Genomic DNA, 21890 nt, shown 5'->3' on the forward strand with positions numbered 1-21890 from the left:
CGCCCGGCCGAGATAGGCGGGCGCCAAGCCCGTGACCGTTTCGAACACAGGAACCACAAACGGGCAGGCGATTCATCTGCCGGGTAAACCCGGCAGGCCCCCTCTCGCCAAACGATGGCCTCCAACCCGGGTGCGTGACGAAAATCCCACGAAACAGCTGCTTTAGGACAGCGCTAAAGGGGTAGCTTGCGCCGTACCATAACTGCGATGCAGGACGTAGTGGAGCAATTACAGCGTTTGGGGATGTCGGGCTACGAGGCCAAGGCATACGTCACCCTGGTCGGTGCCGGCCAGCCCCTCAACGGCTACGAGGTCGCCAAGCGCTCAGGCGTGCCACGCAGCATGGTCTACGCGACCCTGGGCAAGCTGGTGGCCAAGAGCGCGGCCTACGAGTTGCGTGGCGCCGACGACGCCGTCGACTACCTGCCGCTGCCACCGCGCTCCCTGCTGGAACGCATGCGCCGGGAGTTCGACGACTCGATCGAGTCGCTGGAGGTCTCGCTGCCCGTGATCGTGGCGTCCCCCAGGGCACACCTGATCCACAGCCTCAAGGACGCGGAGGCACTGCTCGCGCGGGCCGAGGACGTGGTGGCCGAGGCGCACACCGACCTGTTCCTGTCGATCTGGCCCGAGGAGATGGAGCGGCTCTCCCCACTGGTCGGGCGGGCCGTCGAGCGCGGGGTCGAGACCTCGGTGCTGCACTTCGGACCGGCGCGGAAGCCGGTCGGGAACCTCTACGAGCACCGCTTCCCCACCCCGTGCGCGACCACGGAGGCCCAGGAGGGGCAGGGCCTGGACCATCGGCTGCTGGTCGTCGTGGGCGACCGGCGGGAGGCCCTGGTCGGCGGCTTCGCCGGCGGCACCGCGTGGGGCGTCTACACCGAGGACCCGGCCGTCGTCGCGATGGCCGTCCAGTACGTCAGGCAGGACATCGCCCTGCAGATCATCGCCGACCGGATCGGCCACGAGAGCATGGGCGAACTCTGTGCCCGTGACCCCGAGCTCAGGCGCTTCCTCACCGACCACGGTTGCGCGACCGCCCTGCTACGCGCCGCCGGGATACCCGGCCACGGTCCCGATCCGGCCCCCACGACCGCGCCCGATGGACGATTGCTTTAACACGAATGTGGCATCCTTCGGAGAGGTTGTCCCCATCTCGAGGGTCTCTATCTGTGGGGGAAGACAGCGCATGGATAAACCGGTCATCATGACGGTCGACGACGATCCAGGTGTATCACGCTCCGTCGCGCGCGACCTGCGGCGCCGCTATGGCCATTCCTACCGGATCGTCCGGGCCGACACCGCTGTCCAGGGCATCGAGAGCGTCCGCGAACTTCGGCTCCGCGGCGACGACGTCGCGGCGATTCTCGCCGACTACCGAATGCCCCAGATGAACGGCGTGGAGTTCCTGGAACAGGCCATGGACCTGTATCCGTACGCCCGCCGCGTACTGCTGACCGCCTACGCCGACACCGAGGCCGCGATCCAGGCGATCAACGTGGTCGACCTCGACCACTACCTGCTCAAACCGTGGGACCCGCCGGAGGAGAAGTTCTACCCGGTGCTGGACGCCCAGCTCGACGCCTGGCAGCGCACCGACCGGCGCGAGTCCGACGAGCTGCGGGTGGTGGGCGCGCGCTGGTCGGCTCCCTCGTACGAGGTCAGGGACTTCCTGTCGCGCAACCAGGTGCCCTACCGCTGGATGCTGGACGACTCCCCCGAGGGTGCCGAGCTGCTCGCGGCGGCCGGGGAGAAGGGCGGTACGGGTCCGGCCAGGGTGCCGCTGGTCGTCACCGGCGACGGTGCGAAACTCACCGCGCCGAACCTGTCCGAGCTGGCCCATGCCGTCGGGCTGTCCACTGCCCCGGCCACCGACTTCTACGACCTGATCGTGATCGGGGGCGGCCCCGGCGGGCTGGGCGCCGCGGTCTACGGCGCCTCCGAGGGACTGCGCACGGTGATGGTCGAGCAGCACGCCTCGGGCGGGCAGGCGGGCCAGAGCTCCAGGATCGAGAACTACCTGGGCTTTCCCGACGGCGTCTCCGGCGCGCAACTCGCCGACCGGGCCAGGCGCCAGGCCCTGAAATTCGGCGCCGAGCTGCTCACCGCCCGCACGGTCACCAGCCTTGAGGTCAAGGGCCAGGCCCGGGTGGTCGGCTTCGCCGACGGCGGCACGATCGCGGCGCACACCGTCATCCTGGCCACCGGTGTCTCCTACCGGCGGCTGAACGCCCCCGGCCTCGACGAGTTCATCGGCTCCGGCTGCTACTACGGCGCGGCCATGACCGAGGCGCCCGAGTGCAGCAACCGCGAGGTCTACATCGTCGGCGCCGCCAACTCGGCGGGTCAGGGCGCGGTCTACCTGTCCGGGTACGCCAGCAGGGTCTACCTGGTCGTCAGGGGTGACGGGCTGGAGCGGACCATGTCGCACTACCTGATCGAGCAGATCTCGCAGATCCCGAACATCGAGGTGCTCACCGAGACCGAGGTGGTCGGCGCCGAGGGCGAGGGGCACCTGGAGCGGATCACGCTGAAGGGCCCGGACGGCGAGCGCACGGTCGGGGCCGAGTGGCTGTTCGTCTTCATCGGCGCCGAGCCGTTCACCGACTGGCTCGGCGAGACCGTCGAACGCGACGCCAGGGGCTTCGTCCTGACCGGTCCCGACCTGACCGCCGACGAGAACAGGCCGCGCAACTGGCCGCTCCGGCGGGATCCGTACCACCTGGAGACGAACGTTCCCGGGGTGTTCGCCGCCGGCGACGTCCGGGCCGACTCGATCAAGCGGGTCGCCTCCGCGGTCGGCGAGGGCGCGATGGCCGTGGCCCTCGTCCACCGCTACCTGGAGAAGACGTGACCAGGTCCCTCTCCGTGCTCGGCAAGGAGGTCACATGATCGACACGGACGTGCTCCGCGGGCTGTTCCTCTTCGAGCGGCTCGACGAGGACAAGCTCCGCTGGCTCGCCGAACACGGGACCGAGGAGGAGTACGAGGCGGGCGAGCCGATCATCAAGCAGGGTGATCCGGCCGACTGCTTCGCCGTGCTCATCGACGGCGAGGTGGTGATGATCACCGAGACCCCCGCCGGACCGGTCACGATGACCCCGACCTCGCAGCCCGGCGTCTACGGCGGCGCGGTCCTGGCCTACCTGGGCGACCGCGCCCCGGCCACCTACGCCCACTCGCTGCGCGCCACCAAGCCGACCCGCATGTTCATGCTCCCGGCCAGGAAGTACGGCATGATCATGGCCGAGTGGTTCCCGATGGCGGTGCACCTGCTCGACGGGGCCCGCCTGGGCGGGATGGCACAGCGGGAGCTCATCGACCGGCGGCAGCGGCTGACCGCGCTCGGCACGATCACCGCCGGGCTCACCCACGAGCTCAACAACCCGGCCGCGGCGGCGGTACGGGCCGTAGACGACCTGCGGGTGAAGGTACGGAGCTCGCGCAGGCGGCTGGCCGCGCTGGCGGAGGAGGGCATCGAGCCCGAGCGGCTGCGCGAGCTGGTCGACCTGCAGGAGGCGTGCGCCGACAGCGCCTCGAAGGCGCCGCCCCGCTCGCCGCTGGAGACCTCCGACGCCGAGGACGAGCTGTCCGATGCCCTGGAGGAGGCCGGGGTCTCGGACGCCTGGGAGATCGCGCCGGCGCTGGTGGCGGCCGGGTTCGAGGTCGGCAAGCTCGACGCCGTCCGCGAGGCGATCGGCGACCGGCACCTGGACGCGGCGATGCACTGGCTGTCGGAGGCCACCGAGATCTCCCAGATGCTGAACGAGGTGACGGACGCGACCGAGCGGATCTCCTCGCTGATCGCCTCCGCCAAGCAGTACTCCCAGATGGACCGGGCGCCGTACCAGACGGTGGACGTGCGGGAGCTGCTCGACAGCACCCTCACCATGTTCCGCGGCAAGATCCCGCCGGGGATCACCATCGCCACCGACTACGATCCCGGGCTGCCGCCCATCCCCGCCTACGCGGGAGAACTCAACCAGGTGTGGACCAACCTGATCCACAACGCGCTGGACGCGATGGCCGGCAGCGGCGTCCTGACCGTCCGCACCCGCCTCGAACACGACACGATCGCGCTGATCGAGATCTGCGACACCGGCCCCGGCGTCCCCGAGGCCCTGCGCGAGCGGATCTTCGAGCCGTTCTTCACCACGAAGTCGGTGGGCGAGGGCACCGGGCTCGGCCTGGACATCTCCTTCCGCATCGTCGCCGGCCGCCACGGTGGCGACCTGCGCGTGGAGTCGAAGCCCGGCGACACCCGCTTCCAGGTACGCCTCCCCGTCACCGAGGCGTCCAGCCCGGCCTGACCTCGTGCCGTCCGGAGCGGGCGCTTTGGACGGCACGGGCTCAGGAGGCCCCGAGACGTTCAGGAGCCGTGGACGCCGCCCGCGATGTCCATCAGGCGGGCGAGGACCTTGCCGCCGGAGACCCGGACGCCGTCGTGCTCCCACTCGTTGGTCACCCAGGTCCGCACGTTGCCCACCGCGCGCGCGGTGCGCATGGACAGGCCCTCGTCGACGTACATGTCGTCGTAGTAGACGGCGGCGACCACCGGGACCCGGTTGGCGGCCAGCCGGGCCGGGTCGTAGAGGGCCGGCCAGCCGGAGACGGTGGCGAGGATCTCGGCGGCGCCTCTGAAGGGGCGGAGCGCGGCGATCTCGTCGAACATCCAGGGGTAGATCATCTCCCCGGTGGGGAGCGTCGGTCCCGCGTCCTCGCGGAACTCCTCGGGCAGCAACCGGTGCGCGGCCCAGTCCGTGGCGGCGCCCTGGGCGTAGATCGACTCGTGCAGGACCGCGTAGAGCGGGTTGCCGACGAAACCGGTGGCCATCATGACCTCGTACAGGAAGAGGTCGGAGAGCCTGTCACCGGTCCAGGCCTCCTCCAGCAACCAGTGCAGGTATTCGGCGCCGTCGCTCATCCCCAGGCACATGCCGAGGGTCTGCAGGCGGCGTACGGTCAGCACGTCACCGTCGGGCAGCGAGACCTCGTGCAGGCGCAGGTGGGCGGCTATCGCGTCCAGGCGGCCCGAGTCCTGCGGGTAACGGGCGAAGTGGCGGCGCACCTTGTCCAGGACCCGCGGGTAGGTGCGGGAGTAGACGTCGTCGGCGGTGGCGTCGAGCCCGGCCAGGCCACCGGTCACGTAGCAGGTCGCCAGGCCCTCGGGGGCCAGCGAGAGGTAGGTCAGCGTGATGAAGCCGCCGTAGCTCTGGCCGAGGGTCTCCCACGGCCGGTCACCGGCGAGCTCGCGCCGGATCAGCTCGGCGTCGGCCACGATCGAGTCGGCCCGGAAGTGCCCGAGGCGGGCGGCGAGCTCGGCGTCCGTGCCGCGCACCGTCTTCGCGGTGACGGGAGTGCTGCGACCGGTCCCCCGCTGGTCGAGCAGGAGGACGCGATGGGTTTGCAGCGCCTGCCCCAGCCATCCCTCCGCGGCGGTCGGGCGCGGCGACTTGCCGCCGGGACCTCCCTGCAGGAAGAGCAGCCACGGCAGGTCCTCCCGCTGCCTGGCCGGGTCGACCGCCTCCCGGGCGAAGACCTCGATCGTCTCGCCGCCGGGGTCGGCGTGGTCGAGGGGAACGGTGAACACGTGGTCGGTGAGCGCCACACCGGGCAGAAGGACAGTCACCCCGGAAAACTACCCGACCCCACGACCGCCATTTCCTGACGGGCGCGGCACTTCCCCGGAGGCGGAGAACTGGTACGCTTCCCAAGCGAGCGCTTGGTTTCGTGCGGCCCGCCGCAACCGAGACCGCGGAACGGGACAGACGGAGACGACCGCCAGGGGACAAGCCGATGAAGTTCTCGACCTTCCACCTCTTCCACCGGTTCGACGGCCAGAGCTTCAAGGATGTCTACGACTACCATCTCGAACTGGTCGAGCTGGCCGAGGAGCTGGGTTTCCACGGCGTGCGGCTGGCCGAGCACCACTTCCGCGACTACGGAGTGGTCCCGAACCTGTTCACCATGCTGGCCGCCATGGCCGCGCGCACCGAGCGGCTCCGGCTGGGCACCGGCATCGTGGTACTGCCGCTGCACAACCCGATCCACGTCGCCGAGGAGGCGGCCATGGTGGACGTGCTCTCCGGCGGGCGGCTGGAGCTGGGCATCGGGCGCGGCTACCAGAGCTTCGAGTTCGAGGGCTTCGGCATCGACCTGGCCGAGGCCCGTGACCGGTTCAACGAGGCGCTGGAGGTCATCCTCGGCCTCTGGGGCAGCCCCACCTTCCGGCACGAGGGCAAGTTCTACCGGACCGGCACCGAGGTCGAACTCGTCCCCCGGCCGCTGCAGACCCCGTTCCCGCCGATCCATGTGGCCGCCGTGTCCCCGGAGACCGTGACCATGTACGCCGAGCGCGGCCTGCCCATCCTGGCCGACCCGGCGGCGCCGTTCCGCAAGGTGGTCAAGGCGGCGGAGACCTGGCGGACGACCGCGGAACTGGCCGGGCACGACGTGACCGGGCACGAACTGGTGGTCGCGCGCAGCGTCTACGTCGCCGCCACGGCGGAGGCGGCCCGCGAGGACCAGGCCAGGTTCGAGGCGGGGTTCGACCGGAGCCGGATCTTCAACGAGAAGAGCGCCCCGATCGACCCCAGGACCGGCAAGGCCGCACAGGGCTTCGAGTACTACCAGGACCGCTACCTCAAGGGCGGCTCGGTCTCCAACGACTTCCGCTGGGAGCAGCTGGAGGTCATCGGCGACCCCGAGCGGGTGATCGGCCAGATCCGGCTGCTGCGGGACGCCGGATTCGCCAACCTGCTCTGCGACTTCGGCAGCACCAGGCCGATGCCGCTGGCGGAGATGAGGAAGGTCATGCGGTTCTTCGCCGCCGAGGTCATGCCGGCTTTCGAATGATCCGTCCCCGTACGGCTCGCACCGGCCGAGGCGGGAGGTCGCGGGCCGTACGCCACCCCCACCAGGAGGCGCGATGATCCACCAGTTGACCCTGTCCGACGTCCTCGCCGAACACGCCCGCAGCAGCCCCGGGGTGACCGCGGTGGTGGACGGCGAGTTGCGGCTCACCTACCCCGAACTGGACGCGCGGGTCACCCGCCTGGCGGGCGCGCTGGCCGCGCGGGGCGTGACGGCCGGGGAGCGGGTGCTCTGGCTGGGCAGAAACGACCACGCGGTGCTCGAACTGCTGCTCGCCTCGTCCAGGCTCGGCGCGATCCTCTGCCCGGCGAACTGGCGGCAGTCGGCCGAAGAGCTCTCCTTCGTCCTTTCGGACCTCGCTCCGAAGGTCGTCGTCTGGGAGGAGTCGGAGGTCGCCGCCCCGCTGAGCGGCGAGGACTGGATCCTCGCGGGGGCGGGCTACGAGGCGTTCCTGGCCGGCGGGTCCCCGGACGCCGTGCCGGACGGGTTCGCCGACGACGCCGACGACACAGCGCCGGTGCTCGCGCTCTACACCGCCGCCTTCGACGGCCGTCCCAACGCGGCGCTGCTCAGCAGCGCCGCCCTGGTCGCGCACAGCGCCTCGCTGCTGGTGGTGCGGCAGATGGAGCCGGGCTTCACCTTCCTGAACAGCGGCCCGCTGTTCCACGTGGGCACGATGATGTTCTGCCTGGCCACGCTACAGATCGGCGGGACGAACGTGTTCACGCCGGCTTTCGACCCCGAGGAGGTCTGCCGCCTCGTCGACGCGGAGAAGGTCACCCAGGCGTTCCTGTTCGGGCAGATGATCGACGCGGTGGTGAAGGCCAACGAGGGCGGCAAGTACGACCTGACGTCGCTCCGCTTCGTCTCCCACTCGGCCGAGTGGGACGCCATGACGAGCGTGGACGACTCCCCCTGGTGCCGGTCGAGGATGGGCGGCTACGGGCAGACGGAGGTGGCCGGGATGCTGACCTTCCTGGGGCTCGCCCCGGGGGCCGCGGGGTTCGCCGGACGGCCGTCACCGCTGGTCCAGGTGCGCATCCTCACCCCTGACGGCGACGAGGTGCCCGCGGGAGAGGTGGGCGAGATCTGCGCCCGCGGTAAGTCCCTTTTTTCCGGATATTTCAACAGACCTGAGCTCAACGAGGCGAAGACGCGCGGGGGCTGGCACCACACCGGCGACCTCGGCCGCCGCGAGGCCGACGGCACGATCACCTTCATCGGCCCCCGGCTCCGCATGATCAAGTCCGGCAACGAGAACATCTACCCGGCCGAGGTCGAGCGGGTGCTGAAGACCCATCCCGCCGTCGCCGACGCCGCGGTCATCGGCGTCCCCGACGAGCGGTGGCGGCAGGCGGTGAAGGCCGTCGTGGTCCTCGGGGACGGGGCCACGGCCTCCGCCGAGGAGATCGTCGAGCATGTGCGGGGCGGCCTCGCCTCATACAAGAGGCCACGGCACGTGGACTTCGTGGCGGCCATTCCCAAGAAGGGCTTCACCCCCGACTACGACGCCCTCGACGCCGCCCACGGCGGGGGCGGCTACCCCGGCACCTGACGGCCCACCCCGGTCCCGCACGGTCCGCGACGAGAGCCGGCTCCCGGGAGCCGGCTCTCGTCGGCCGTTCCGGCACGATCGGAATCGTCCACGGCCTGGGCACGACTCGGTAACTCCACCTTGACGCAGACGGAGTTTTTCCCCTTAAATTTCATTATGAATTAAGCCTCAAAGTTGAGCAGCCACCACTCCCCTCGGGCGCCCACAGAGCGCGGGAGGGTGGAACGGCGCCCCTGCCACCGATCGTCGACCTGACGCCGCCCGGCAGGCGACCCATCCGCGTAACCACGCAAGGAGCGATCAAGGGATGACCCAGACCGACGACCGGACCGGCACCGGCCTGGCCCTGTTCCCCCCCGGTTTCCGCTGGGGGGTCGCCACCGCGGCCTACCAGATCGAGGGCGCCGCCGCGGAGGACGGACGTACCCCCTCCATCTGGGACACCTTCGCCAGGACCCCCGGCCGGGTGCACCTCGGGCAGACCGGCGACATCGCCTGCGACCACTACCACCGCTACGCCGACGACGTGGCCCTCATGCGGGACCTCGGCATCGACACCTACCGCTTCTCCGTCTCCTGGCCCCGGATCAGGCCCGACGGCACGGGACCGGTGAACCCCCTCGGTCTCGACTTCTACGACCGGCTGACAGACACCCTGCTGGCCGTCGGCATCGAGCCCATGACCACCCTGTACCACTGGGACCTGCCGCAGTGCCTGGAGGACCGGGGCGGCTGGACCGTGCGGGAGACCGCCCACCACTTCGCCGAGTACGCCGGAGCGGTGTACGACCGGCTCGGAGACCGGATCAGGACCTGGACCACGCTCAACGAGCCGTGGTGCTCGGCCTTCCTCGGGTACGCCACCGGCGATCAGGCGCCCGGCAGGACCGAGCCGGACGCGGCCTTCCGCGCGGCGCACCACCTGCTGCTCGGCCACGGCCTGGCGGCCCGCGCCCTGCGTGCGGCGGGAGCCCGAGAGGTCTCGATCACGGTCAACCTCACCCCGGTGTCCCCCCGTGACCCACAGGACCGGCACGACGTCGCGGCGGCCGGGCTCGTCGACGGCCTGCACAACCGGATCTTCCTCGACCCGATCCTCAACGGCCGCTATCCCGCCGACATGCTGGAGCACATGGCCCGCTTCACCACTCTGGAGCACATCGCCGACGGCGACGAAGAGCTGATCGGCGCCCCGATCGACCTGCTGGGAGTCAACTACTACGCGCCGACCCTCGTCGCGGCGAAGGTGGGCACGCCCTCCTCGAACCGCTTCCCCGGCACCGAGGGCGTCGAACACCTCGACCCCGACCTGCCGGTGACCGCCATGGGCTGGCCCGTCGAGGCCGACGGCCTGCGCAGGCTCCTGGTGCGGCTGGCGCGGGACTATCCCACCACCCCGCTGATGATCACCGAGAACGGGGCGGCCTACCACGACTCCGCCGAGGACGGCCGGGTGGCCGACGCCGAGCGCGTCGACTACCTGCGCACCCATCTGCTCGCCGCCCACCAGGCGATCGGTGAGGGAGCCGACCTGCGCGGTTACCTGGCCTGGTCGCTGATGGACAACTTCGAGTGGGCGTACGGCTACGAGAAGCGGTTCGGGCTGGTCCACGTCGACTACGACACCCAACGGCGCATCCCCAAGGACAGCGCCCTGTGGTACAGCGGTGTCATCGGCAGGAACGGGATCTGAGGTGACGTTCCCCGCGCCCCCATCCCCGAGGGAGGCGCGGGGAACGTCACGTCAGACGGTCACCGGCCGGCCCAGATCAGGCCGCGCCGGGTGAGTTCGTACACGGTGGGATGCCGCAGGTCCGCGAGCCGGTGGCCGACGGCGGAGAAGAAGACCTTTCCCCTCCCCCACCTGCGGGTCCAGACGACCGGCATGACGGTTTCCGGTGCGGCGAACCGCGTGGTGGCGAGAACCTCGTTGTGGGCGTCGGTGAGCATCCAGTACTGCTCGGTCTCGACGGTGAAGTCGTCCAGCCCGGCGACGATCGGGTGGTCGGCGCGCGCGGGGTCGATGACGACGTCGTAGCTGAGGAAGTCCTCGGGGTGGTGCAGGAAGAGCCCGCCGACCATCCGCAGGTAGTCATGGCTGCCGTCGAAGGTGGCCACCAGGCCGCCGTGCCAGCCGGCGAAGCCGGTACCCGCGCGGACCGCGGCCACCAGCCCCGCCTCCTGCTCCCGGGTCAGGGTGCCGCCCGTCCAGCACTGCACGACCAGGTCGGTCCCGGCCAGCAGCGGCCGGTCGGCGTAGACCTCCAGGTCGTCGGCGACGGTCACCGAGAAGCCGGCGGCGGCCAGTTCGGGGATGAACAGCTCGGTCGCCTCGACAGGGACGTGCCCCTCCCAGCCGCCACGGACGACCAGCGCCCTCCTCATCGGCGGCCCGCCCGGCCGCTCGCCCGGCGCTCACCTGACGACGGCCTTCCCCCGCGGGGTGCGGCGCGTCCGGAGGCGGCGCCCTGGAACGTCCCGTCGATGTGCGACCCGTCCACAGTCGTTCCCCCCGTCGCCACTCTTAGTACAGAATGCAAAATAAGTGCTGGGCGGGACGGCGTCAACAGCCGCGGCGCCGGAGACCGGTCAGCTGTGCGCGGGCCCGGCCGCCCGCGCCGGGGTCTCGCCCCGCCCCGCGGGGCGCACCGCGTGGCTGCGCAGCAGGAAGTCCTCGACGACCAGGGTGGCCGCGCCCAGGGCGACCGCCTCGGGACCGAGCCGGCCCAGCTCGATCGACGCCTGCGAGAAGGGCAGCGGCAGGGCGTACCTGGCGGCGGCGGCACGGATCTCGGCAAGGAACTCCCGCCCGAGCAGGGACCCGGCCCAGCCGCCGAGGATGACACGCTCGGGGTTGAACAGGTTGATGAGGTTGGCCAGCCCCGCCCCGAGGCAGCGGACGGCCTCCTCGAACGCGGGCCTGGCCAGCGGATCGGCGAGAAGCGCGGCGAAGACGCTCTCCTCGTCGTCGTCCCCCAGGTCCCTGCCCGCGCCGGCGAGGATCGCCTCGGCGCCGACGTACGCCTCCAGGCAGCCCTGACCGCCGCAGCGGCAGGGGCGCCCGTCGAGGACGATCTTCGTATGGCCCCACTCCCCCGCGCCGTTCGCCGTTCCCCGGTAGGTGACGCCGCCGTTGATGATGCTCGCCCCGGCGCCGGTACCGATGAAGGTCATGACCAGGTGCTGGGCGCCCTTACCCGCCCCGAACCAGAGCTCGGCCTGGCCGGTGGTCTTGACCCCGTTGTCGGCGAAGACCGGGATCGAGGTGCCCTCGCGCAGCAGCGCGCCCAGCGGTACACCGTCCCAGCCGAACGCGCGGGCGTGGATGAGCAGGTCGGGCCCCTGCTCGGCGACACCCGGGACGCCCAGCCCCATGCCGAGCACCTCGGACTCGTCCGCCCCCGCCTCCGACAGGACCGCCTCCAGCCCGTCGAGGATGTGACGGGCCACCACGGCGGGCTCGTGGTGGCTCGGGTCGAGGGCGAACTCCTTCCGCGCCCGCTCCTTCATCGCCAGGTCGTACAGCTCGACGCGGACGCGGGTCTCCCCGACCCCCACCCCGACCACGTATCCGTACGAGGGGTCGACCCTGAGCATGATCCGCGGTCGCCCACCGTCGGAGTCGACGGAACCGGTCTCGACCACGATGCCGTCCGCGATGAGGTCGCCGATCACGTTGCTGACCGTCGCGGCGCTGAGACCGGTCGTCTGGGCCAGGTCGTGCCTGCTCAGCTCGTTGGCGAAATACAACGTCCACAGGACCACGGACCGGTTGCCCTTCCGCACATCACGAAGGGTCCCCCGCTGTGGACGGCTCATGCTTCTCCCCGGGGAAGTAATTTCAAATGTTAGTACAACTACTACTCTAGCCACTCGCGGCCAATGCTCATCGAGCACACTCCTGCCCGGCGAGGCGCGCCGCACCCGCATCGGGCGCGAGGAGAGTTTCCCAGGTCGCACGGGGAATCGCCATGTCCGGCACGGACCCTCGGAACCGTCTCGAAGGCGCCGATCCGCCCGGTGCGCTCCCGGGCGGATCGGGTCAGGACGGTGACGGCCAGAAGGCGAGGTTGTCGCGGGAGTTCCCGTTTCACCGGTGCGCGCCTGACACGTGTGCCAGGTCTTACCGCTCCTCCACGGGCGTTTGGCGTCTCCCCTGTCCCGGTGCCCGGGAAACGGCCACCGGGCGCCGCTCTCAGAGGATCGCCAGCGGGTTGATCGGGCTTCCCGTGCCCCCCTCGATCCTCAGCGGGGCCGCGACGAAGACGAAGTCCCCGCCGCCGCGGCCGGCACAGGCCGCGCCCAGTTCCTCCAGCGAGAGCATCTCGGCCAGGTGGATGCCGTGCCGCCAGAGCAGGATCAGGTGCAGATCGTCCGTCAGGTCCTCGTCGGCGAGCTGGCGGGCGTTGAGGCCCCCGATGGCGGCGTTGTCCGAGGCGACCACGGCGACGTCGCGGGCGGCGAGCCACCTGCCGCCGTCCGCGGACAGGCCCGGCTGGCCCGCCCAGTAGTCCTGCGGCGAGCCCTCCCAGACCAGGGGCCAGCCGGTGCGGACCACCGCCACGTCGCCGGGGCGCACATCGTCGTGGATCTCCGCCAGCAGGTCGCCGGAGACGCGGAAGTCCACCGGCAGGTGGTCGAGGCCGAGATGGCGGGGGACGTCGAAGAGCACCCCCCGGGCGACGACGCCGCCCGCGGTCTCGATACCGCAGCGGGTGGCCCCGTAGGACCTGACCCTGGCGGCGGGGTGCCCGTTGTAGAGCTCCTCCCCCGCCCACATGTGGCAGAGCGCGTCCATATGAGTCGTGGTGCCGTGGTGGGTGACCATCAGGGCGTCGTCGGCCATCCGCAGCCCGGCCCCGATCGGGCGGGTGCCGGCCGCGTAGTCGCCGCCGTCCACGGACATGAAGTGCTGCGGCAGCGGGCGGCCCCGCAGGTGCGGAACCGTCGTGGGGGCGGGCGAGGAGGTGGCGCCCCTGATGGGCATGGCCAGGCTGATCACCTGGCCGGTGACGGCGGAGGCGAGGGCGGCCAGGACCGTGCCGGGGGTCAGCAGGTTGAGGGTGCCACGCTGGTCTCCTGGGCCGAAGCGGCCCCAGTTGTTAGGCTCGGCTACCAAGCAAGTGCTCACTTTCTAAGGATGCGGGGACGGACGATGACTGCGGACGGTGTGATCGAGGGTCGGGCGGACACGTACGGGCACTGCGACCCCCGCTTCTCCCGGGTGCGGGAGGTGTTCGAAGCGCACTTCACCGGTGGCGAGGAACTGGGCGCGGCGTTCGCGGTCTTCCTGGACGGCGAACCCGTCGTGGACCTGTGGGGCGGGGTCGCCGACCGCCACAGCGGGCGGCCCTGGGAGCGTGACACCCCCGTGCTGGCGTACTCGTGCACCAAGGCGGTGACCGCGACGGTCGCGCTGCTGCTGGCCGAGCGGGGCCTGCTCGACATCGCCGCCCCGGTCGCGGACGTCTGGCCGGAGTTCGCGCGGCACGGCAAGGAGCGCGTCACCGTCGAGCACCTGCTCACCCACCAGGCGGGGCTGCCCGTGATCGAGGAGCAGGTCCCGGTGGAGGAGTTCGGCGACCAGGCCGCCATCGCGGACCGGCTGGCCGGCCAGGCGCCGATCTGGGAGCCGGGCACCGCGCACGGCTACCACGCGCTGACGTACGGGTTCCTGGTCGGCGAGGTGGTCCGCAGGGTGTCGGGCGGCTCCGTGGGCGAACTGGTGGCCGCGGAGATCTCCGGGCCGCTCGATCTGGATCTCCAGGTCGGCGCCGGCGACGACGTGATCGAGCGGGCGGCCCGGCTGTCCGCCCGGGAGCGCGCGAAGCCCTCCGCCCCGGCGGGCGCGGCGGACCAGGCCGGACAGGTCACCGGCACCGCGCGGGCCGCGGAGGACGGGCGGGCCGGTAACGGCGCGGCAGGCGGCCCCGCGACGGTCTCCACGGTGGCGGAGTTGCCGGGACACGGACCCGGGGACCCGGTCTACGAGATGGCCAGGGCCTCGCTCGACAGGAACAGCCTGATGAACCGGGCGCTGGGCAACCCGCCGATCCACCGGCTGTCCGGCGGCGCCAACAATCCGGTCGTCCTGCGGGCCGGCTGGCCCGCGATGGGCGCCGTCACCAGTGCCCGGGGACTGGCCGGGTTCTACCGCGACCTGGTGGCCGGGCGGATCGTGGGCCCGGAGACCCTGCGCGACGCGACGCGCAGGAGGGTGCACGGCCCGGACAGGGTGATGTTCATCGACAGTTCCTTCGGGCTGGGCTACATGCGTCCGGCGATGACCTTCCTCACCCCCGCCGGCGGCGCGGAGACCGCTTTCGGCCACACCGGTCTCGGCGGGTCGCTGGGCCTCGGCGACGCCGAGCACGGCCTGGGCATGGCGTACACGATGAACAGGATGGCGGGCGCCGTCTCCGGCAGCCTCCGCGCCTACCGCCTGGCCGAGGCCGTCTACGAGTCGCTCCCCCAGGGGCGCCCCACGCGCTGAACCCCGCAGGGACGCCGCCGGGGAGAAACGCCGGGAGCACTCCGGTGGCGCCCCCGGGAAGGAGCGGGTCGACACGTCGTGACGCCTCCGCCGGCCGGCGGCACCGGTTCCCGGATGCCGTCGTCGGCCACTCTCCCGAGGTGTCAATGCATCGTGACGCCGCCGCTGACCGACAGGGTCTGGCCCGTGACGTAGGCGGCCCTGTCGGTGCAGAGGTAGGCGACCATCCCGGCGACGTCCTCGGGGGCGCCGAGGCGGCGCAGCGGGATGCCCCTGGCGATCCTGTCGACCAGTCCCGGCTTCTCCGCGTCCACGCGGCGGAGCATCGGGGTGTCGGTGGGCCCCGGGCAGATCACGTTGGAGGTGACGTTCCCCCGGGCCGCCTCCCTCGCCAGCGTCTTGGCCAGGCCGAACAGTCCCGCCTTGGTCGCGGCGTACGCGCCCTCGCCGCCGGAGCCGGCCCGCGCCCCGTCCGAGGAGACGAAGACCAGGCGGCCCCAGCCGCGCTCGATCATCCCGGGCAGCAGGAGGCGGGTGAGCAGCATCGGGGCGCGCAGGTTGACCCGCCACATCAGTTCCCAGCCTTCGGGGTCGCCGGTGACGAACGGCTCGACGATCGACACCCCGGCGTTGTTGACCAGGATGTCCACCGGCCCGGCCCGCCCGCAGAAGTCCTCGATGGACGCCGGGTCCGCCAGGTCGACCCGCAGGGCCGTGGCCGGGGCCCTCGGCCCCCTCGGCACCCCGGCCCCGGGCCCCAGGCCGATCGACTCGCTGTTCAGCTCGTCGGCGATCGCCGCGGCACCGGACTCGTCCACGTCGGCCACGACGACCCCGGCCCCGAGCGCGGCGAGGTCGCGGCAGACCGCCGCGCCGATCGCCCCGGCTCCCCCGGTCACCACCGCCGTGCGCCCGTCCAGCCTCAGGCCGTCGATCACTTCCAGGCCTCCACGATGTCGGCGGCCCGCACCCGCGCGGCGAGCAGGCTCACGGTGTGCCTCAGCACCGCCTGCGCGTAGTCGTCGGGGACTCCCGCCACGGCGTCGGTCACCACCGCCACCCGGTAGCCGAGGTTGACCGCCTCCAGGGCGAGCCCGGGGATGCCGAGGTTGAGGGAGAGCCCCACGGCGACGACCGTCGAGACGCCGAGCGAGCGCAGGGTCATGTCCAGCGACGTCCCGGTGAAGGGCGAGAACCCGTGGTGGCGGCGCGACTCCAGGTCGCCGGGGTCGTGCAGGCCGGGCAGCACCTCGACCGCGCCGCTGCCCTCCAGCATGTGCGCGGGGTCCTTGAGCAGGGCCGCGATGAAGGGGCTGTTCGCGGTGTGCGACCCGGCGCGGTCGGCGCGGAAGGCCGCGGTGCAGTGGATCACCGGCACCCCGGCCGCGCGGGCCGCGGCCAGGACCGCGGCGGCGTTGGCCACCACGTCGCGCCGGGCGCACACCTCCACCAGGTCCGGGAACTTCGCGAGGTCTCCGGCGACGCCGCGCTGCATCTCCATCACCAGCACCGCGCTGCGGTCCGGCGCGGCGAGCGCGCCCAGATCGACGGCCATGCGACCTCCACTAACCCGAGCGCTTGCTTGGTTAACCATCGGAGCCTAACACGCGACCGGATCGACCATCGAGCACGATTTCGATTGTTACCCTTCGCAAAAGTTGACCAACCGTGACAACCAACCCCATGGGTGAGACCGTCGAACAAGTCGACGGCACTCGGAAGGGGGCTGGATGGTTCCGGGATACCGCGAGATTCGGGAACTCGGCGTCGGCGGGGGCGGGCGCGTGGTGCTGGCCACGTACGCCGCCACCGGTGCCTACGTGGCTATCAAATATCTCAACGCGACGCTCAAGGACGACTACCGCTTCCTGGCGCGCTTCCGTGCGGAGGCGCGCGTCATGGTGGAGCTGCAGGACCCGAACGTGGTCCAGCTGTACGAGTACTACGAGGACGTGCTCGAAGCCGCGATCGTGATGGAGCTGGTCGACGGGGTCGCGCTCAGGCGGATCCTGAGCGAGCACGGCAGCACCAGCCCGGAGGCGGCGCTGACCGTGCTCAAGGGCTCGCTGCTCGGCCTGGCCTTCGCGCACGCGGCCGGGGTCGTGCACCGCGACTACAAGCCGGAGAACGTGCTGATCCAGGCCGACGGCGGCAGCAAGCTGGCGGACTTCGGCATCGCCGCCCACGTCGGGGAGACCGGCATCACCGCCGGTACCCCCGCCTACATGGCTCCCGAGCAGTGGGAGGGAGCGGCGGCGAGTGCCGCGACCGACGTCTACGCGGCCACCTGCGTCTTCTTCGAGTGCCTCACCGGGCGCAGGCCGTACCTGGCGGATCACCGCGCGGCGCTGATGCACGGGCACCTGACCGCGCCGATCCCGGTGGCGGAGGTGCCCGGCTCGGTCCGCGCCCTGGTCATGCGGGGCATGGCCAAGGACCCGAATGACCGGCCGCAGGACGCGCGGGCGTTCCTGGAGGAGCTGGAGGCCGCGGCGCTGTCGGCGTACGGGCCGGAGTGGGAGCAGCGCGGACGGCGGCACCTGGCCGAGCTCGCCACGCTGCTGGCACTGGCGTTCCCGCTGGCCAAGCCCGCGCCGAGGGCGAGTTCCTCGGTGGCCCAGACCGTGCTCGGCCGGATGGGGCGGGTGCGCCGTCCCCGGCTGGGCCCCAGGACGCTGGCCGGGCTTGGGGTGGTCACCGTCGCGATGACCGCCGGTGTGATCGCGGCCAACCGGCCGCATGACCGGCTCTCCGCCGACACGATCTTCACCCCGCCGCCCAGCTCAGCGATCATCCAGGAGACACCGGCGGGACGGAGCCGGGTGCCGGATCCGCCGGAGCCGTCCGTCGGGCCGAGCCCCTCGCGAAGCGCCGCCGTCGGGCGGCCCGTGCCCCCCGCGGAGAGCACGGCCCCCGTCCCCGTCACGTTCCCCTCGCCGGCGCCGAGCCGGACCGTGGACCCCACCCCCTCCACCTCCCGGCCGAAGCCCACACCGACACCCACACCCACACCGAAGGCCACACCGACACCCACGCCACGGCCGCCGACGCCCACCGCCACGCGCACCCCGACACCCGTGCCGACCGTGACGGTGATGCCGCCGGAGCCCGCGCACACGGTCAGCGGTCTGCGGATCGTGGGAATCGACGGGAACGGCACCACGGTCGCCTTCCGCGCCTCCACCGCGGCGGACGTCGCGGTGACCGTCACGTTCGCCGAGGGGCCGGAGCGCGACCGGCTCGTCCAGGCACCCCCGCGCACCTCCGTCCTCGACGGGTCCGCGGCCTACTCGCACACCGTCCCGTACGTCTTCACGGTTCCGGCCTGCGGGCAGACCCTCTACCGCCGGGTCACGGTCTCCACCTCGCCCCGCTCCTCGGGCGGGACCGCCGTCCGCACCCAGGAGGTCCACGGCGAGCCGTGCCCGCCGCCCTCGGTCTCCATCACCGCCTTCGACGGCACCACCGTCGGCTTCCTGGTCAGGACCTCGGGCACCGCGCCGGTGACCGTGCGGCTCGGGTTCGCCCAGAGGCTCGACGGCGCGGTGACCAGCGGCACCCGGGAGCTGGAGCTGTCCGGCGCCACCGAGTACGCGCGGGAGGTGAAGGGGGAGTTCGCCGAGCTGCCCCGGTGCGGGGAGCGTGTCACCCGGCTGGTGACGATCAGTACGGTCCCCGCGGGCGACATGCCCTCCCGGACCGTCCGGATCGATCTGCCCTCCTGCACTCCCACCTCCGGCCCGACCCCGGACCCGGCCTCGGAGAGACCACAGGACTCCGAACGGCCCACCGTCGACGAGCCCGGCCCCGAGCGAACCGGCGTGGACGGCATCTTGTGAGGCAACCAAGCGTGCGCTAGCTTGGCGATCGATGACCGGATCGATGACCGGCGACACGCTCGCCTACTGGGACGCCTGCCGTCGCGGCGAGCTGGTCGTCCAACGCTGCACCGCCTGCGCCCGGCGGGTGCACCTGCCCGCCCCCGAGTGCCCCGGCTGCGGCGGCACCGACCTCCCCTACGAACCCGTCTCCGGCGACGGCACGGTGCACACCTTCACGGTCGTGCACCGCTCGTTCGTGCCCGAGTTCCGGGGGCGGGAGCCGTACGTGCTGGCCTGGATCGACCTTCCCGAAGGGGTGCGGGCGTTCGGGCAGGTCGTGGAGTGCCCGCCGGACCTGGTGCGGATCGGCATGCCGGTGCGCGTGACCTTCGTCGACGACCTGCCCCAGTGGAGGCCCGCATGAGCAAGCTCGGCAACGTCCTGATCCCCGTGGACGACCTGGAGACGGCGATCGCCTTCTACTCGGGGACGCTCGGGCTGGCGGTCAGGTTCCGCGACGGCGACCGGTTCGCCGCCCTGGACGGCGGGGGCGCCACGGTCGCGCTGGTCGCGGCCGAGGAGCGGGTGGCGGGCGAGGTCACCGCGCCCTCGTACAAGGTGGACGACGTCGCGCGGGCCGCCAGGGAGCTGGCCGGGGCCGGGGCCGAGCTCGTACGGGAGCCGGAGACCGGGCCGCACGAGATCAGAGCCGTACTGCGCGACCCGTCAGGAAACGTCTTCGTCCTCTACTCCTCGCACTGACACCCCTCACCCCCCGCACCGATCCACCCCTCGCTCCGAACGGAGGCCAGAGATGGCGCGCCCGACCCCGGCAGGCACCCCGTACGGCAACTACGCCCACGCCATCCTCACCGCCAACGCCATGCGCACCCCCGACAGGGTCGCGCTGACCTACTGCGGTGAGCAGAGCTTCACCTACGCGGAACTCGACCGGCTCGTCAACCGGCGCGCCCACGCGCTGGCGGAGGCCGGCCTCGCCCCCGGGCAGCGGGTGGCCGCGCTGCTCAACGAGACCCTGCACGTGGCCGAGGTCTACCTGGCCGCGGCGAAGCTCGGCGCCGTCACCGCGGCGCTCAACCCGTACTGGTCCGTCGACACCCTGGCCGCGGTCGTCGCGCACTCCGGCGCCACCGCGTTCGTGTACGACTCCACGGTGGAGGCCGCCGTCGCGGAGATCCGCCCCCGGCTGCCGGAGATCACCCGCTGGATCAGGGTCGGCGGCCCCGGCGAGGACGCCGTGGACCTGGACGCGCTCACCGCGGGCGCCGCCGAGGACGAGATGGCCCTCGGCGGCTTCTGGGACGATCCGCTGGCGCTCTACTACACCTCCGGGACGACGGGCCTGCCCAAGGCGGTGGTCCACACGCACGCCTCGTCGCTGGCCATCGCGCAGATCTGGCTCGACGTGCCGCGCACCGAGGACTCGGTACTCGGCACCGGGGCGATCATCTGGGGCATCGGCTTCCCCGCCCTCGTCGGGCCGGCGCTCTACGCGGGCATGCGACTGGTGCTCGAACAGGACTGGGGACCGGCGAACTTCCTGAGGGTGGTCCCCCGGGAGAAGGTCACCCACGTCTCGCAGATCCCCTCCTTCTACGCGGCGCTGCTGGGCTCCGACGACCACGCGGGCGCCGATCTGTCGTCCCTGCGGGTCATCATGCTGGGCGGCGAGCCGCTCCCCGCGGCGCTGCTGGCCAGGATGAAGGAGCGGCTGCCCGACACCGGCGTCTACTGCTACTACGGCCAGACGGAGGCCCCCTACACCTGCTTCGGCCGGGTCGACGACGGCAGCACGCCGCTCGGCTCCTCGGGCAGGGCGCGGACCGGCAACGCCGTGCGGATCACCGGCCCCTCGGGCGCCCGGCCGGCCGGCGAGGTCGGTGAGATCAACCTCGCCGGGCCGCACCGGATGACCGGGTACGACGGCCTGCCTGAGAAGACCGCCGAGGTGCTGCGCGACGAGTGGTACGTCGGCGGCGACCTGGGCGTCCTGTCGGAGGACGGAAACCTCATGGTGCTCGGCCGCCGCGAGGAGTCCGTGTTCAAGGGCGGCATCTGGTCCCAGCCCTCGGTGATCGAGGAGGCCGCGGTGGCGCTGGACGGCGTGGCGGAGGCCGGTGCGGTCGGCGTGCCCGCCCAGACCGAGGGGCAGGAGGCGGTCGAGCAGCGGATCCTGCTCGCGGTGGTGGCCAGGACGGGACACCCGGCCGACCCGGCCAAGATCGCCCTCGCCCTGGCCGAGACGCTGCCCGCGCACCAGCGCCCCGACCACGTCGTCGTCGCCACCGAACTCCCGCACTTCCAGGACGCCTCCGGCGGACCCGGCAAGCTGCTGAGGCGGGAGATCCGGGAGAGGTACCAGAACCGGATGGACGAGGCGTGACCGCATCCACCGGCGGGCCGCCCGAGATGTCCGGTGTATCCGCGGTATCCACGGTGTCCGGAGCATCTCAGGAGCCCGCCCCCGCACGGTTCGCGGAGCACGAGGTCAAGGCCCTGCTGCGGGAGTGGGGGGTGGCGGTGCCCCGAGGCGCCACGGCCGCCTCCCCCGCCGAGGTCGCCGCGGCGGCCCGGGGACTGGCGCCTCCCCTGGTGCTCAAGGCCCACGGCCCCGGCCTGGTGCACAAGTCGGACGCGGGGGCGGTACGGCTGGGGCTGTCCGGGCCGGCCGAGGCGGCGTCCGCCGCCGACGAGATGCTGGCCGGACTCGTCTCGCGGGGCATCACGCCCGACGGGTTCCTGGTGGAGGAGCAGGCCGCACCGGGGGTCGAGCTGATCGTCGGCGTGGTGCGCGACCCGGGTTTCGGACCCGTCCTGCTCGCCGGGCTCGGTGGCGTGTGGACCGAGGTCATGCGCGACACCGCGCTCTGTCTCTGTCCCGCCTCCGAGGCCGACGCCCGGCGGATGCTCGCCTCACTGCGTGGCGCGCCACTGCTGCACGGCCACCGCGGCCGGCCCGCCGTGGACTCGGAGGCCCTGGTCGGGCTGCTGCTCGCGATCGGCGGGGCCGGAGGAGTGTGGGAACGGCTGGATCTCGGCGAGTTCGAACTCAACCCGGTGATCGCCACCGAGGAGGGCGTGGTCGCGGTGGACGCGCGCTACCTTCCCGGCCCGGCGGAGCCCGCCG

Annotated in this window: 18 protein-coding genes; 12 read left to right on the forward strand and 6 right to left on the reverse strand. The window is 72.0% G+C overall.

The window, feature by feature from the left end:
* The first annotated feature begins 207 nt into the window (after nt 1-207).
* The 3 genes from ABZU75_RS16985 (at nt 208) to ABZU75_RS16995 (ending at nt 4310) form a co-directional block, all read left to right on the forward strand.
* Nucleotides 208-1119 carry a helix-turn-helix domain-containing protein gene (locus ABZU75_RS16985; RefSeq protein WP_355554881.1) on the forward strand — a complete coding sequence of 304 codons (912 nt, stop codon included), beginning with the start codon at nt 208-210 and terminating at the stop codon, nt 1117-1119.
* A gap of 70 nt (nt 1120-1189) precedes the next feature.
* Complete coding sequence (locus ABZU75_RS16990; RefSeq protein WP_355554883.1) at nt 1190-2854, forward strand: FAD-dependent oxidoreductase; 1665 nt, start codon at nt 1190-1192, stop codon at nt 2852-2854.
* Between the two features lie 34 nt (nt 2855-2888).
* Complete coding sequence (locus tag ABZU75_RS16995) at nt 2889-4310, forward strand: ATP-binding protein (RefSeq protein WP_355554885.1); 1422 nt, start codon at nt 2889-2891, stop codon at nt 4308-4310.
* Between the two features lie 59 nt (nt 4311-4369).
* Here ABZU75_RS16995 and ABZU75_RS17000 read toward each other — a convergent pair whose 3' ends face one another.
* A complete protein-coding gene (locus tag ABZU75_RS17000) occupies nt 4370-5629 on the reverse strand; it encodes an alpha/beta fold hydrolase (RefSeq protein WP_355554887.1) in 1260 nt (419 codons plus the stop codon).
* A 167-nt stretch (nt 5630-5796) separates the two neighbouring features.
* Between ABZU75_RS17000 and ABZU75_RS17005 the strand changes: the two genes are divergently transcribed.
* The 3 genes from ABZU75_RS17005 (at nt 5797) to ABZU75_RS17015 (ending at nt 10121) form a co-directional block, all read left to right on the forward strand.
* Complete coding sequence (locus tag ABZU75_RS17005) at nt 5797-6855, forward strand: LLM class flavin-dependent oxidoreductase (protein ID WP_355554889.1); 1059 nt, start codon at nt 5797-5799, stop codon at nt 6853-6855.
* Nucleotides 6856-6928: 73 nt separating this feature from the next.
* The gene (locus ABZU75_RS17010; protein WP_355554891.1) at nt 6929-8428 is read left to right on the forward strand and encodes an AMP-binding protein; all 1500 of its coding nucleotides are present in this window, start codon (nt 6929-6931) and stop codon (nt 8426-8428) included.
* Between the two features lie 307 nt (nt 8429-8735).
* The gene (locus tag ABZU75_RS17015; protein ID WP_355554893.1) at nt 8736-10121 is read left to right on the forward strand and encodes a GH1 family beta-glucosidase; all 1386 of its coding nucleotides are present in this window, start codon (nt 8736-8738) and stop codon (nt 10119-10121) included.
* A gap of 59 nt (nt 10122-10180) precedes the next feature.
* Here the strand turns inward: ABZU75_RS17015 and ABZU75_RS17020 are convergent, their stop codons facing one another.
* The 3 genes from ABZU75_RS17020 to ABZU75_RS17030 form a co-directional block, all read right to left on the reverse strand.
* Nucleotides 10181-10813 (reverse strand): ThuA domain-containing protein, encoded by a 633-nt coding sequence (locus ABZU75_RS17020; protein ID WP_355554895.1) that lies wholly within the window; start codon nt 10811-10813, stop codon nt 10181-10183.
* 204 nt (nt 10814-11017) lie between these two features.
* Nucleotides 11018-12247 carry an ROK family transcriptional regulator gene (locus ABZU75_RS17025; protein WP_355554897.1) on the reverse strand — a complete coding sequence of 410 codons (1230 nt, stop codon included), beginning with the start codon at nt 12245-12247 and terminating at the stop codon, nt 11018-11020.
* Nucleotides 12248-12623: 376 nt separating this feature from the next.
* Nucleotides 12624-13547, reverse strand: a complete 924-nt coding sequence (locus ABZU75_RS17030) for a cyclase family protein (RefSeq protein WP_355554914.1) — start codon at nt 13545-13547, stop codon at nt 12624-12626.
* Nucleotides 13548-13583: 36 nt separating this feature from the next.
* Here ABZU75_RS17030 and ABZU75_RS17035 point away from each other — a divergent pair, with 36 nt between their 5' ends.
* On the forward strand, nt 13584-14921 hold the full coding sequence (locus ABZU75_RS17035) for a serine hydrolase domain-containing protein (protein ID WP_355554899.1): 1338 nt from the start codon (nt 13584-13586) through the stop codon (nt 14919-14921).
* A 143-nt stretch (nt 14922-15064) separates the two neighbouring features.
* Here the strand turns inward: ABZU75_RS17035 and ABZU75_RS17040 are convergent, their stop codons facing one another.
* Entirely contained in the window at nt 15065-15856 is a 792-nt protein-coding gene (locus tag ABZU75_RS17040) for an SDR family NAD(P)-dependent oxidoreductase (protein ID WP_355554916.1), read from the reverse strand.
* Nucleotides 15856-16476 (reverse strand): isochorismatase family protein, encoded by a 621-nt coding sequence (locus ABZU75_RS17045; protein WP_355554901.1) that lies wholly within the window; start codon nt 16474-16476, stop codon nt 15856-15858. The genes ABZU75_RS17040 and ABZU75_RS17045 overlap by 1 nt, the downstream gene beginning before the upstream one ends.
* A gap of 175 nt (nt 16477-16651) precedes the next feature.
* On the opposite strand from ABZU75_RS17045, the gene ABZU75_RS17050 reads away from it, so the two are divergent.
* From ABZU75_RS17050 to ABZU75_RS17070, 5 genes are all read left to right on the forward strand, one after another.
* Nucleotides 16652-18760 (forward strand): protein kinase, encoded by a 2109-nt coding sequence (locus ABZU75_RS17050; protein ID WP_355554903.1) that lies wholly within the window; start codon nt 16652-16654, stop codon nt 18758-18760.
* 31 nt (nt 18761-18791) lie between these two features.
* A complete protein-coding gene (locus ABZU75_RS17055) occupies nt 18792-19166 on the forward strand; it encodes a Zn-ribbon domain-containing OB-fold protein (RefSeq protein ID WP_350912825.1) in 375 nt (124 codons plus the stop codon).
* Nucleotides 19163-19504 (forward strand): VOC family protein, encoded by a 342-nt coding sequence (locus ABZU75_RS17060; RefSeq protein WP_350912823.1) that lies wholly within the window; start codon nt 19163-19165, stop codon nt 19502-19504. Before ABZU75_RS17055 ends, ABZU75_RS17060 begins: the two co-directional genes overlap by 4 nt.
* A gap of 52 nt (nt 19505-19556) precedes the next feature.
* Entirely contained in the window at nt 19557-21146 is a 1590-nt protein-coding gene (locus tag ABZU75_RS17065) for a class I adenylate-forming enzyme family protein (RefSeq protein ID WP_355554906.1), read from the forward strand.
* The coding region (locus tag ABZU75_RS17070) for an acetate--CoA ligase family protein (RefSeq protein ID WP_355554908.1) at nt 21143-21890 on the forward strand (748 nt) is incomplete at its 3' end. The genes ABZU75_RS17065 and ABZU75_RS17070, both read left to right, overlap by 4 nt.

The organism is Streptosporangium sp. NPDC005286, from assembly GCF_040607515.1.
Lineage (GTDB): Bacteria > Actinomycetota > Actinomycetes > Streptosporangiales > Streptosporangiaceae > Streptosporangium.

What these genes read in the sequence shown, in the direction of transcription:
- ABZU75_RS16985 (WP_355554881.1), top strand. Translation starts at nt 208, where the DNA reads ATGCAGGACGTAGTGGAGCAATTACAGCGTTTGGGGATGTCGGGCTAC.
- ABZU75_RS16990 (WP_355554883.1), top strand. Translation starts at nt 1,190, where the DNA reads ATGGATAAACCGGTCATCATGACGGTCGACGACGATCCAGGTGTATCA.
- ABZU75_RS16995 (WP_355554885.1), top strand. Translation starts at nt 2,889, where the DNA reads ATGATCGACACGGACGTGCTCCGCGGGCTGTTCCTCTTCGAGCGGCTC.
- ABZU75_RS17005 (WP_355554889.1), top strand. Translation starts at nt 5,797, where the DNA reads ATGAAGTTCTCGACCTTCCACCTCTTCCACCGGTTCGACGGCCAGAGC.
- ABZU75_RS17010 (WP_355554891.1), top strand. Translation starts at nt 6,929, where the DNA reads ATGATCCACCAGTTGACCCTGTCCGACGTCCTCGCCGAACACGCCCGC.
- ABZU75_RS17015 (WP_355554893.1), top strand. Translation starts at nt 8,736, where the DNA reads ATGACCCAGACCGACGACCGGACCGGCACCGGCCTGGCCCTGTTCCCC.
- ABZU75_RS17020 (WP_355554895.1), bottom strand. Translation starts at nt 10,813, where the DNA reads ATGAGGAGGGCGCTGGTCGTCCGTGGCGGCTGGGAGGGGCACGTCCCT.
- ABZU75_RS17025 (WP_355554897.1), bottom strand. Translation starts at nt 12,247, where the DNA reads ATGAGCCGTCCACAGCGGGGGACCCTTCGTGATGTGCGGAAGGGCAAC.
- ABZU75_RS17035 (WP_355554899.1), top strand. Translation starts at nt 13,584, where the DNA reads ATGACTGCGGACGGTGTGATCGAGGGTCGGGCGGACACGTACGGGCAC.
- ABZU75_RS17045 (WP_355554901.1), bottom strand. Translation starts at nt 16,476, where the DNA reads ATGGCCGTCGATCTGGGCGCGCTCGCCGCGCCGGACCGCAGCGCGGTG.
- ABZU75_RS17050 (WP_355554903.1), top strand. Translation starts at nt 16,652, where the DNA reads ATGGTTCCGGGATACCGCGAGATTCGGGAACTCGGCGTCGGCGGGGGC.
- ABZU75_RS17055 (WP_350912825.1), top strand. Translation starts at nt 18,792, where the DNA reads ATGACCGGATCGATGACCGGCGACACGCTCGCCTACTGGGACGCCTGC.
- ABZU75_RS17060 (WP_350912823.1), top strand. Translation starts at nt 19,163, where the DNA reads ATGAGCAAGCTCGGCAACGTCCTGATCCCCGTGGACGACCTGGAGACG.
- ABZU75_RS17065 (WP_355554906.1), top strand. Translation starts at nt 19,557, where the DNA reads ATGGCGCGCCCGACCCCGGCAGGCACCCCGTACGGCAACTACGCCCAC.